Source organism: Pantoea ananatis LMG 2665 (assembly GCF_000710035.2).
Classification (GTDB): domain Bacteria; phylum Pseudomonadota; class Gammaproteobacteria; order Enterobacterales; family Enterobacteriaceae; genus Pantoea; species Pantoea ananatis.
On sequence record NZ_JMJJ01000004.1, the window covers coordinates 244,597 to 256,237 of the forward strand.

Here is an 11,641-nt window from a genome sequence, read left to right on the forward strand (position 1 = left end):
TGGAAACAAAAAATTAATATCTCGTTGTTAAGTGTTCCCTTGAGTTTGGTGACAATTACATTGGGTTAAGGGTTATTATTTCTCCCGTTCAGAAGCATGCCGTAATTCTTCTGTAACCACGCTTCTTAATAAGCGTGTGAGTGACGAATGCGTATCACGCATTATAAAAACTAAGTTTAAGGGATTGTTGTAATGAAATTGAATAAAGCGGTTAAATCATTCGGACTGTGTGCAATGATGGTTGCATTTGGCGCTACTGCAGCTGACCAGGGCCATGGCGAAATCAACTTCAAAGGTTCAATTGTTGATGCACCTTGCTCAATCACTGCTGAGTCTGCAAACCAGACTGTTGATTTAGGTGAAGTGACCAATGCTGCGCTAAAAAACGGCGGCAAATCTACACCTAAAGCTTTCACAGTAAAACTGGAACAGTGCGATACCGCAACTTCTGAGAGCGTAACTGCGACCTTTACCGTTGCAGCTTCTGCTGGCAACAAGGACCTGCTGGGCATTACCGGTACCGCGAGTGGAGCATCTATTGCTATCACTAACGGTGCAGGTCAGATCATCAAACTGGGCGAAGAATCACCGGCTCAAAGCATCCAGGATGGTACTAACTCACTTGCATTCTCTGCTTACCTCCAGGGTGACGTTGCGCAGGATGAAAATTCTCCAGTAACTATCGTCCCGGGTGATTTCACCTCTGTTGCGAACTTTACTCTGGCTTATAAATAAGGGAATAAGCAAGGGTTGATGATTTACATTAACCTTCGCATGCATGAGCAGAGTTATCTGCTCATGCCGTTCCTTGAAAGGATTTCTCTTAATGAAAATAAAGCCGCAGACTTTTTTCTGGATGCTGCCTTTCATACTGACATTTTGTGCATCTGAATATGGGTTTTGTTATTCACTGGATCACGGGCATGGCGTTGTCGGTATGCAAGGCAGCATCCTGGATGCACCTTGTGCAATTGAAGTTAATGACAGAGATCAACTTATCGATATTCCAGCATTAACGACAGGAGAAATTATTCATGATGGTGCTGGTTTTACCAGGGATTTTTCTATTCATCTTATTAACTGTTCACTTTCTAATACTAACACGCCAGGCGGGGACAAAACTCATTTTGTCGTTACCTTCGACGGAATACCTGACGGGAAATTATTCGGAGTAAATGGTGCGACCGGCATTGGAATTGAAATCCAGGACAAGGTGGGCAATATTGCTGTTCCCGGTCAGCCCATGCCAGCAGCACAGTTAGCGAAAGGTAGGCAAACTCTCAATTACCAAATGAGAATTGTCAGTGATATGCATCATATGCATTCTGGGAAATTTCGTGCCGTAGTGCGTTTTAAAGTTGACTATTACTGAGCTTTTTCTTGATGCTTAATATTATGAAAAAACAGAATTATAAAAATCGCTCGTTAAAATTATCAATTTGTCCGATCGCACTGGCCGTCTTATCCGCATTTTTTTTGCCCGGTTATGTAATCGCAGCTGATGATGATATTGAATTTAACATAGACGTCCTGGATGTGAAGGAGCGCGGTGAAGTTGATATTGATCGTTTTTCACGCGTGGGTTATTTGATGCCGGGAAACTATGTTTTTAATGTGGTTGTAAATAAGTCTGAATATCCAGATGAAAAAATTAAATATATTTCTCCTAAAGACAATCCGGATGACTCTTTAGCATGTTTATCTCCCGAGTTGGTTAGCCGATTTGGTTTTAAAGAATATGAATTTAAAAAAGCGGGTTGGTGGAATAACGGTCAATGTCTTGATGTGAATTCTTTTCCAGGAATGACAGTCAGACCCGATCTCGGTTCTGGTGTATTACAAATAAATATCCCTCAGGCTTTGATGGAGTACACGTCTGAAAATTGGGATCCGCCTTCTCGCTGGGATGACGGCATACCGGGTTTTATTCTTGATTACTACCTAAATGCCAGGCATTCCCAGTCAAGAACCAATGCAGATTCGCAGACGTTAAGTGGTAATGGGGTTGCGGGGCTCAATATGGGTCCATGGCGCATGCGCGCAACCTGGCAAGGTGATTACGATCGTGAGTCTGGAGCAAACGGCAGCACAAAAAAAAACATTAAGTGGGATAGGTTCTATATTTTTCGCGCAATAAAATCGCTTAAATCCGAACTGATGCTGGGTGAGGCTTATTTGCCATCGACGCTGTTTGATTCGTTTCGTTTTACCGGTGCCAGCCTAACGTCTGATGATGCGCAACTGGCTCCAAACTTACGTGGTTATGCACCTGAAGTGGTCGGCGTGGCAAAGACTAATGCCAAGGTAACTGTGAGCCAGCAGGGAAGCGTAATTTATGAAACCACGGTAGCGTCTGGGCCTTTCCGCATTCAGGATCTGAACAACGCGGTGATGGGAAAACTGGATGTCACCATCCAGGAGCAGGACGGCACTAAACGTACGTTTCAGGTTGATACGGCAACGATACCCTATCTGACACGCCCTGGCAGCCTGCGCTATAAGTTGGCATTAGGTAAGCCGTCAGATTACGAGCACAATACACAAAATATCAATTTTGCCACCGGTGAAGTTTCTTGGGGAATCTCAAACGGTTGGTCTGTTTATGGCGGTGGGCTTTTTGCCAGCGACTACCTGAGTATGGCTATCGGTATGGGACGAGATTTGCTGGCTTTCGGGGCAATCTCGCTGGACGTCACCACTGCAAAGGCGAAATTAAATGAAAGCGTTACCCGTAAAGGTAATTCTTATCGTTTAAGTTATTCCAAACGTTTTGATGATTACGATAGCCAAATTACCTTTGCGGGTTATCGCTTTTCTGATCGCAATTATATGACGATGTCACAGTTTTTAAGTGCTAAAACGGCGAGTTACAGTAATCCCGGTAACGGTAAAGAGCTATATACCATCACGCTGGCAAAACAGCTGAGAAAGCTCAATGCAGGGATATACCTGAGTTATAACCACCAGACATACTGGGAGCGGTCGGCAAGTGATACGTGGAATCTTTCACTCTCTAGCAGCTTCGATATTGGTCGGTTTAAAAATGTCAGTGTGAGCCTTACCGGATACAGGACGCAATACGATAAAACGCAAGACGATGGTGTTTATCTGAGCTTGTCACTGCCGTTTGGCGAAGGGACATTGTCTTACAGTGGTCAAACCTCTCGTGGGACACAAAGCCAAAGCATAGGGTGGCGTGACAATCTCGGTGAGAGAGGCAGTTACGATATTGATGTTGGTACATCAACGGATGGCGAACATTCAATTAGTGGTTATTACGATTATACCGGTAGCCTGGCAGAGATTACGGCTTCAGCCGGATTAGAAAATAATGGATATCGTTCCTTGGGTCTGTCGCTTGAAGGGGGAATGACGGCAACAGCACAGGGTGCAGCGCTGCACCGCTCATCTGGAGCAGACGGAACCCGTCTGATGGTCGATACCGCTGGAATAGCGGGGGTTGCCATATCCGGTGGTGGTGAAAATGTGAAAACAAACTATTTTGGTAAAGCTGTTGTTACTGATGTAACCAGTTATTATCGCAGCAACATCAATATTGACCTTGATGAAATTCCAGATGATGTTGAAGCGACGCGTTCTGTAGTCGAAGATACGTTAACCAAAGGCGCAATTGGCTACCGAAAGTTTGGAATTTTAGCCGGGCAAAAAGGAATGGCGGTCGTAAAACTTAAGGATGGATCAGTACCGCCTTTTGGTGCCATGGTCAGAAATGAAGACAAAATCCAGACGGGTATTATCGCCGATGATGGAAAAGTCTGGCTATCTGGAATGAAAACCGGTGGAAAAATGGATGTCAGTTGGAACGGCAGGGAGAAGTGTACCTTTACCTTGCCAGAAAGACTTGTTGAACATACCGGGAATTTATTACTCCCATGTATTGAGAAGTAATTAAAAGCAGTGGTAACTAGTATCGTTAAACTTTAATAGAGTTTTTATACTTTTGTCTTGGTGTTACCACTATTTTTATTAGCTTAAGGAATTAATTGAGGTTGAAATGTCTAAAATATGCAAAACGTCTTTCTTGAGTTTGATAACTCTGATGGTAACAACGGCTATTCCTGTGGCGAATGCGGCAGTGGGACTTGATCGCACTCGTCTGATAATTAATGGTGATCAAAAGTCAGAGACAGTAACAGTTACCAATCACAATAAAGAAGCACCTTATCTTGCTCAGGCATGGGTTGAAGATGAATCAGGTAAGAAACTTGAAAACGAATTTATTGCATTACCGCCTTTGCAACGTATTGAACCTAAATCGAAAGGTCAGATAAAAGTACAGGCGATGGGGGAAAGCGCTAATTCCCAGGATAGGGAGTCGTTGTATTATTTTAACGTGCGCGAAATTCCGCCCAAAAGTAAAAAACCTAACACCCTGCAAATCGCATTACAGACACGTATAAAAATGTTTTATCGCCCGGCAAGCCTTAAGTTAGCTAGTGGAGATGTCCCCCAGGAAGCGATTACATTAACACGTGAAGGTGACCGTTATCGTATTAATAACCCAACCGGTTATTATGTCACCGTGGTTGGTATGGGGTCGACCACTCAGGCCAGCAATAATGAATTTAAGTCAGTGATGGTTGCGCCAAAAAGCAGCGAGCTTGCTGAAGCTAGCGCTGCGAAACTAGGGACAAAACCGGTACTGACGTATATCAATGACTGGGGGGGGCGTCCTAAATTAATTTTTAGCTGCTCGGGTAATACATGTAAGGTTACTGATAAACAAGTAGGGTAAATATTTTGCATAACGTTCTCCTGAAACACTTCACCAGTAAAACGATACGGCTTTACTATGCTGTTTGTTTGACCGGTATTTCAGTTGTGGTCAATGCCTCACAGTCAATGCACGATAATTGGCAGGCGGACGGAGAACATGGCCAGATTATGGTGGTAGGATTACTGAGCGAGGGTGCTTGTCATTTAGAGCTTGGTTCAGCTTTACAGCAAATCGATCTGGGAACACTCAGTAAAACTGAACTTAGCCAACCGGGGAATGAAACCGCACCTGTATCGTTTAGCCTCAGGCTAACAGACTGTTATCGTTCTTATAAAGAACAATCCATTATGCCGGGCAGTAATGAACTGTTTTCCTATATTGAACCTTTAGTGACCCTGTCATTCTCAGGGGTGGCAGACCATGATTTTCCGTCATTACTAAATGTAAATGGTGTGAGTGGCATTGCGTTAAGAATCAGTGATAAAGACAGACAAACTGTTGGGTTAAACCAGGCCGGTAGAAAATATTTTATCTCCCGGAAAAATGAGGAATTTAATTACTTTGTTTCTGCGGTAAGAACTTCTGCTTCTGTACAGTACGGTGAATTCTGGGCAGTGACTAATTTCAGAGTAAACTATGAATAAAAAAAATGCGCTTACTGTCGTCGTGTTTTTGGGGATAATCCAGTGCAGTATGGTTTTTTTTTCATCCACGCTGGCCAGAGCCGAGATGGTCAAGTTTGACGAGATTGATAATATCAACGTTGAAGGGCTTCTCGTTATCTCCACCTGCGATGTCTTAACCGGTGATGGAAATTACATCGTCGATTTTTCTGACATCAACGTTAATGATATTTATGCGAACAAACAGAATTTAACAAAAGAATTTACTATAATCGCTAAGAACTGTGAGCCGGGAAGAAATTTACGCATTACGTTTACGGGTGAAGAGAATGACAATCTTCCTGGTTTTATAAAAGTTAATGGTGAGGCGAAAGGTATAGCTATTGGATTAAGTGTTAATGGAGTCCCTGTTAAAATAAATAATCATGCTAAATATTTAGGTGAAATTAATGATAATCAAGTCTTGTTTAAGAATGGGGCTTATATTCAGGGTGAACCTAACGCAATAAAAGAAAAGGATATTGTCGCAGGTGATTTCACAGCCACGGCGAATTTCACATTGAGTTATGACTAATGAAAAAAACATTTGGAAATTTATTTATAATTCTAACCATCATGATGATCTGTGGTTTTTTCATTAGTTTTCACAGCATCGCCAATGAATCTTTTCGTGCAAATGTTTACTTTGACGGTAATATTGTTGAAGATCCAGGTGCTTGCTCATTTGATGTCGAAGGTTTAAGTCCAGGCGCTGGCGATGGGTTGGCAGGTATTGTTGAGGATGACACGGCCATTTATAATTACAATTTTGGCGAAGTTATATTTCGTTCTTATAACGGAAGATATGTATTAGATAAAAAATATCGAAAAACTTTTAACGTAGAATTTATGTGTACAGGTGAGCTTGCACTTGAAAGCCATTTGTTAGTTCACATTGTACCGACATTTGGTACGGTATCTGGGCAGAATAAGAGTGTAATGCAGCTTCGTTCATACCCAAATTTGAAATCAATAAAATCATTGGGGTTACAGTTGCTGGTCAATGGTAATCCTGTAACGGCACAGCGTGGACACTGGCTCCGGGTCAATCAGAAAACAGGGATGGCATTTCAGCTAATTCAGTTAGATTCATCAGGTGAAGACCTTACGGACGATGCAACTTTGTTTACAATTGTTAGTGTCATTGTAGAACCTAATTAGCGGTTAAAGATGAAAAAAAAGTCACTCATTAAAATATTTTTTCTTATTATATTTTTACAGTTTAACTCAACTTCTTTTGCTACCTCGACGTATGAAGATAGCGTCAGTGATGGTTGTAAATATAATGAAGACGGTGATGGCGATATCTCTGGTTCGTGTGGTTTTTCCTCTGTCATTGTATTAAGAACCAAACTCGAAGTGGGGCCATGGTGTATACTCAATAATAATGATTCCTTGAATGCGGTTTTCGATTCAGTCGATCCTAATAAAATCTCCTCTATGCGTTACGTTAAAGAGCTTAATTATGATTTCTTATGTTCAGACAGCTCGGTAGGTTATAATGTTTTCTTTAATCTAGATGGGGTGAGTGCAAATGGGTTTAATGATAATAAGACGATTACGACAACAGTTGATGGATTGGGTATGCAAATTCTCATGGACGGTATACCAATGCCTCTCCGTCAGAGTAAGGCAATCAACATGGCTTCTCCGCCTAAATTAGAAGTTCTTTTAGTTAAGCTGGAAAATAAAACCCTTGAAGGCGACAAATTTTCTGGAACGGCCAATATGACGGTGGTATATGATTAAGTATTTTAATGCAAAAATTGTGCTGACAATATTACTGTATTTGTCAGGCGCATTGTTTACGACTTCTCAAGCCAGTGTTAAAGGCATTCCTTTACCCAAAAGCTGCCCTAAAGGTTCGATCAATATGACGGATGGCATAATGGGATTTGGTGACTGTCATCCTACAAGCGAAGGCCTTGAATCAGGTTTTTTGATTGGCGAAGGATGGACTATGCCAATAGGCTCTAACCACGTCACTGAATTAGATGGCTATAAAGTTTATCCGCAATATAGTGGAAATTACAGCGCGGTGCTTTTTTTTTGCCAAAGCACTACGGCAGTTAAATGTAAAATTTCCACGGCAAATTTTCAGATGCCCACGCGTAAGGTAAACGAGCTTAACACCACTAAAACAATATCTAAATCAAAGCCCAATTTTGGTGGCGCATCCAGCGCATTAGAGAAACAGCCTGCCGCCTCTTTTTGTGTGGCACTTCAGAATACCAGTGGAACTGATTCAGGTTACTATGTCGATCCTAATGAGCCTTACTCATGCATGGATGGCAGCCCGTTACCCGTTGAACCTGCGACCTGTTATATTAATCGTGGAAATGATATTCATGTACATTTTGGTGATATAAAACGGACAGATTTAATCGAAAGCCCAAAGTCTCCTCAAGCGATTTATAAGGAGATTAACATTCCGATAACCTGCACACGAGACGCGGGCATATCGATGAAGATGGCTATTCTTCATACGGCTATTGTTGGTTCTCAGTACACCATTGCAACAACATCCAATGGCGTGCATATAGTCCCATATTATGATGATCACTTTGTTCAGGCTAACGATGATAAACAAGGTAAAAGCGTAGTATACGAATACGGTATTCATGAGAAAAATGTAAAGTTCTATATTTTTAGAGACCCTGATGTTAAAGTCAAAAACGTCCCTCTCGGTGCGTTTACTGCCAGTTCGGTTTTGGTTTTGACGGAGGACTGATTTATTAATTTTTTTGAGTATTAACGAGACCAGTTTATGGATTTATTGTAGCGCTATTGTGATAAATGAAGGTAATCAAAAATATCATCATTTTTTTGTATCGGGGAACGTCTCTAATATACTAATCATTTTTTGTGCTTTTTTACAAACACTTAACAGATGACACGTGCACACTGACTCTTTTAAAAAAAGAGTAGAGAGGACATTTCAGCTATTTTTTTTAGATGAATTCCTTAAGAATTAAACGATATCAATTATAATTTCAGTATTATAGCGCACATACCAATTTTGGTTTCATTAGTATAGGTTTTGTAGAATATCATTGAGATGAAAATATAATTTAAAAAAACTCGAATTTGGTGGATTGAGTGTTAATTAGTAAGTTTTATTTCATAAATTTTATATTACTTTCAAGTTTGATGGTTGTCATTTTTGTTAGCGCTGAAATTTTAGATGTGAATTTTTATATGGCTCTGATCGGCTTTTTTATTATGTGCTGAAATTCAATTGCTTGGGCGAGGCTCTAACTATTCTATTTACAGAATTAAGGCCTTCAAATATATTGGTTACATTAAGCGTATTAAATGCCCTGGGACATCTGATGTGGTTTATAAGAAAATGATAACCCTGACACCTTGCGAGGATGCCTTTGACAGGGAGAGTATGAAAATATTTTATATTTTGACAGCAGTTCAGGTATATATATTTCTCTAAAAAAAGCTCATAGATTTGAGCGCCACCCATGTAATAATGAATTTTTTTCGCAATCCATTTTTAAATTTCTGAGAGGTAAAGTCCGGGTGTTACTAAACCAGGATGATATTTTATATTTTTGATGTGTTAATTTTTAATTGTTGTTTAGTGACTTTTAATCCAATGCTGTAATGATTTTCATGGGGCTTCACCAAATGATTAAGGTCAACGAATGCGCATTAATTTTAATTGCCATGTTGTTGATTTTTAATAACACACTGAATCCGGCCCTATTATCTGATTTTTAACGGTTGGGATGGTTTTTGTGAAAACCATGATAATACTGATGTTTATAATGGCAGATGAAAATCACTCAATTTCAACAGAACGCACAATATCGCTACCTCTGCGAGGAAGCCCATGGACGTTGACCTAAGGACGAGCGATTCATTTGTAAATCCCAGTACGAAATGAATAAATAGAGGCAGTTAAAGTTAGAGGTTACAAGGTGAAAGTCTCGGGTCATTGAATTTACTGCGAATGCTCTATTAAAATTTATAAAATTAATGGTAGTGATATTAATATGCTTAGAGAAATTAAGGAGTTCAGACTACAACCACTTGTTGAACTTCATAGTGGTAAGATTATTGCCCATGAAATTTTATCAAGTGTAATTAATAAAGATCCCGAGCAGTGGTTTTCTTCATTATCTAAAGAAACGGTTTTTTCACTATTCCTATGGCAAGCTGAATATGCATTAACCCTTTCTGGTATCTACTGGCTTAATCTACCCGTCAATATTTTCTGCGACGTCAATAAAGTTAATGAAATTTTAAAAATTAAGCATGAAAATCGTTTAGTGCTGGAAATTCAGGATCCGAAAATGTTGCTAAGTTATTCGCGTAATGATATCTACGCTTTTGAAAAAGGGATTTATCTACTCAGGCAGGCAGAGTGGATAATTTGGCTGGATGATATTACTTCATCACTTATTAGTCTGGTAGGAAAAATGTCATTAAATGTTGACGGCATTAAAATTGATCGTCAGGAAATCAGGTATCCCAAAACAATCAATACCCTCATATCACGGGCTTTTTCTATCTCACCGCATGTGTTGGTTGAAGGGATAGAAACCGTAGGCGATAAACAACAAATGATGCTGACTAAGGCTACTTATGGCCAGGGTTTTTTATGGCCAGAAAAAAAAGTGCATATGGCTGTCCCGCCCCGATTTAGAGAATCGTAAAACATTTTCACCAATTATTTCATGTGAAGTCTTACCATTTTTACTGTGCAGGACGATTTTCGTTTACGGCATAAGTATGTCCTGAGCTTTCAACGGTGCTGTTGATAAGGCATACAGGCTGATGCCTTACAATAAATAGTTCTTTAAAAAAACATCACAAAAACTTACCATTGCGAAGAACTTTTTTAGGATAAAGACGATATGAAAAAAGCAGTGGCAGCCATTTTATTAGCTTTCGCGTTAACAGGTTGTGGCGAGCCAAAGATCGATGGTTCATCCGAACAGGCCTTTCAAACCTCTATGCAAAAAGTCCGTGATTCTCTTGCCGAAGATAAACGCGCGGCCTTTAACGATGCCATTCAAGTCATTGCGTTCAGCCAGGTCAGTATGAAAGAGTTGATGCAGGCGGGCAGCGGTGACGAAGGCGGACGCGCACGGATCGATAAAAAGATCAAAGGCGCGCTGGCTGGCAAGACCGGTGAAGAAGTCATTGATTACGCGCACAAGATCAAGCAAGAGCGCGCGGCTAACCAGTAACATGACTTCTGAATCCTGACCCAGCCAGGTCAGGATGTTGCATGTAATGGTTGCCTGTTTGATGAAGCCCATTTTATGGGCTTTTTTTATGCACCGCGTTAAGGCTGTAACAGAGCGACAAACGCCTGTTTTCAGCGCCATTACGCTTAAAAGCACGCCTGGGCTTTTACGGACGGAGAAGGCGCTTTGTGATAAACCAGCGTCGCGTGATCCCACCAAGGATTAACATTTACCGCCTGCCCAACCAGCATAAATCCCGCGTCCGCGATCTCGGCGATAAGTGCATCCAGCGGCTTCAGGGTGCGCCAGGGATGACCGTTAACCATTAAAACCCCGCGGCGGGCATCATAGCGGTCAAGGTCGGTTCGCTGTTTAGGCGCACCACACATACTGCTGATGATCAATGTGCCATTGGCAGCCAAAACCCGATGCAGAGCCTTAAGGCACGCCGCGCGCTGGGGACCGATCAGGCAGTGAAAGCAACTGCCGTCAAAGACGACATCAAACGTTGCATCCGGATAATGTGCCAGGTCACAGACATCGCCCTGATCAAAACAGCCGCTTAAGCCTGACGCCGCGAATCGCGATCTGGCCCAGTCCACGGCGACCGCTGAAATATCCACGCCAAAAACCCGAAAGCCTTTTTCGGCAAAACAATGTGAGGCCATGGCACCGTTGCCGCAGCCCAACTCAAGGAACGTTCCGCCAGTTGGAATGAACTGCGCAGCACCCAGCCAGCCAATGGTGGCGTTAAGTTGCTGATGCGCCCGTTGATAACCGCTGCCGGTCCAGGCTTCATGGCCTTCCCTCTGAAGGCGACGATAAATAGCGTCATAGCTTTCCACGTCAGGCTCACCTTTTATTCAAAGAGCGTCATGACAGATTATGTGATTTTTAGCGGCTTTTACCACAGGGCATCAGCAGGTAACAAACCGGGCGTATCAGGCATCAGCGCAATAAAAAGATGATGACCTGAAGAACGGCAAGCAGTCAGAATTTAACATTTTGACCACTCCTGGCGCTGCTACCGTGAT

The 11,641-nt window shown here is 41.7% G+C and carries 12 protein-coding genes; 11 read left to right on the forward strand and 1 reads right to left on the reverse strand.

The window, feature by feature from the left end; translation table 11 throughout:
- Positions 1-192 precede the first annotated feature (192 nt).
- The 11 genes from EL29_RS02925 to EL29_RS02975 all read left to right on the forward strand — a co-directional run bounded on the left by EL29_RS02925 (position 193) and on the right by EL29_RS02975 (position 10,607).
- Positions 193-735, forward strand: a complete 543-nt coding sequence (locus tag EL29_RS02925) for a fimbrial protein (RefSeq protein ID WP_028714927.1) — start codon at positions 193-195, stop codon at positions 733-735.
- A gap of 91 nt (positions 736-826) precedes the next feature.
- The gene (locus EL29_RS02930; protein ID WP_155270040.1) at positions 827-1,372 is read left to right on the forward strand and encodes a fimbrial protein; all 546 of its coding nucleotides are present in this window, start codon (positions 827-829) and stop codon (positions 1,370-1,372) included.
- Positions 1,373-1,383: 11 nt separating this feature from the next.
- Complete coding sequence (locus tag EL29_RS02935) at positions 1,384-3,909, forward strand: outer membrane usher protein (protein WP_019105977.1); 2,526 nt, start codon at positions 1,384-1,386, stop codon at positions 3,907-3,909.
- 106 nt (positions 3,910-4,015) lie between these two features.
- Positions 4,016-4,756: a fimbria/pilus periplasmic chaperone gene (locus tag EL29_RS02940; protein WP_028714929.1), complete on the forward strand. Its 741-nt coding sequence runs from the start codon at positions 4,016-4,018 to the stop codon at positions 4,754-4,756.
- Between the two features lie 5 nt (positions 4,757-4,761).
- Positions 4,762-5,382 (forward strand): fimbrial protein, encoded by a 621-nt coding sequence (locus EL29_RS02945; RefSeq protein WP_227008656.1) that lies wholly within the window; start codon positions 4,762-4,764, stop codon positions 5,380-5,382.
- Complete coding sequence (locus EL29_RS02950) at positions 5,375-5,935, forward strand: fimbrial protein (protein ID WP_028714930.1); 561 nt, start codon at positions 5,375-5,377, stop codon at positions 5,933-5,935. The genes EL29_RS02945 and EL29_RS02950 overlap by 8 nt, the downstream gene beginning before the upstream one ends.
- The gene (locus EL29_RS02955) at positions 5,935-6,561 is read left to right on the forward strand and encodes a hypothetical protein (RefSeq protein WP_028714931.1); all 627 of its coding nucleotides are present in this window, start codon (positions 5,935-5,937) and stop codon (positions 6,559-6,561) included. The genes EL29_RS02950 and EL29_RS02955 overlap by 1 nt, the downstream gene beginning before the upstream one ends.
- A 9-nt stretch (positions 6,562-6,570) precedes the next feature.
- Positions 6,571-7,149, forward strand: coding sequence for a fimbrial protein (locus EL29_RS02960; protein WP_028714932.1), 579 nt, complete (start codon positions 6,571-6,573; stop codon positions 7,147-7,149).
- On the forward strand, positions 7,142-8,131 hold the full coding sequence (locus EL29_RS02965) for a hypothetical protein (RefSeq protein ID WP_028714933.1): 990 nt from the start codon (positions 7,142-7,144) through the stop codon (positions 8,129-8,131). Before EL29_RS02960 ends, EL29_RS02965 begins: the two co-directional genes overlap by 8 nt.
- A gap of 1,276 nt (positions 8,132-9,407) precedes the next feature.
- Complete coding sequence (locus EL29_RS02970; RefSeq protein WP_028714934.1) at positions 9,408-10,070, forward strand: EAL domain-containing protein; 663 nt, start codon at positions 9,408-9,410, stop codon at positions 10,068-10,070.
- A gap of 201 nt (positions 10,071-10,271) precedes the next feature.
- Complete coding sequence (locus EL29_RS02975) at positions 10,272-10,607, forward strand: DUF6694 family lipoprotein (protein WP_028714935.1); 336 nt, start codon at positions 10,272-10,274, stop codon at positions 10,605-10,607.
- Positions 10,608-10,753: 146 nt separating this feature from the next.
- Here EL29_RS02975 and EL29_RS02980 read toward each other — a convergent pair whose 3' ends face one another.
- The gene (locus EL29_RS02980) at positions 10,754-11,452 is read right to left on the reverse strand and encodes a class I SAM-dependent methyltransferase (RefSeq protein ID WP_014606333.1); all 699 of its coding nucleotides are present in this window, start codon (positions 11,450-11,452) and stop codon (positions 10,754-10,756) included.
- Positions 11,453-11,641 lie beyond the last annotated feature (189 nt).

Excerpts from the sequence above, each read along its gene's own strand:
- EL29_RS02925 (WP_028714927.1), top strand. The coding sequence starts at position 193 with ATGAAATTGAATAAAGCGGTTAAATCATTCGGACTGTGTGCAATGATG.
- EL29_RS02930 (WP_155270040.1), top strand. The coding sequence starts at position 827 with ATGAAAATAAAGCCGCAGACTTTTTTCTGGATGCTGCCTTTCATACTG.
- EL29_RS02935 (WP_019105977.1), top strand. The coding sequence starts at position 1,384 with ATGCTTAATATTATGAAAAAACAGAATTATAAAAATCGCTCGTTAAAA.
- EL29_RS02940 (WP_028714929.1), top strand. The coding sequence starts at position 4,016 with ATGTCTAAAATATGCAAAACGTCTTTCTTGAGTTTGATAACTCTGATG.
- EL29_RS02950 (WP_028714930.1), top strand. The coding sequence starts at position 5,375 with ATGAATAAAAAAAATGCGCTTACTGTCGTCGTGTTTTTGGGGATAATC.
- EL29_RS02955 (WP_028714931.1), top strand. The coding sequence starts at position 5,935 with ATGAAAAAAACATTTGGAAATTTATTTATAATTCTAACCATCATGATG.
- EL29_RS02960 (WP_028714932.1), top strand. The coding sequence starts at position 6,571 with ATGAAAAAAAAGTCACTCATTAAAATATTTTTTCTTATTATATTTTTA.
- EL29_RS02965 (WP_028714933.1), top strand. The coding sequence starts at position 7,142 with ATGATTAAGTATTTTAATGCAAAAATTGTGCTGACAATATTACTGTAT.
- EL29_RS02970 (WP_028714934.1), top strand. The coding sequence starts at position 9,408 with ATGCTTAGAGAAATTAAGGAGTTCAGACTACAACCACTTGTTGAACTT.
- EL29_RS02975 (WP_028714935.1), top strand. The coding sequence starts at position 10,272 with ATGAAAAAAGCAGTGGCAGCCATTTTATTAGCTTTCGCGTTAACAGGT.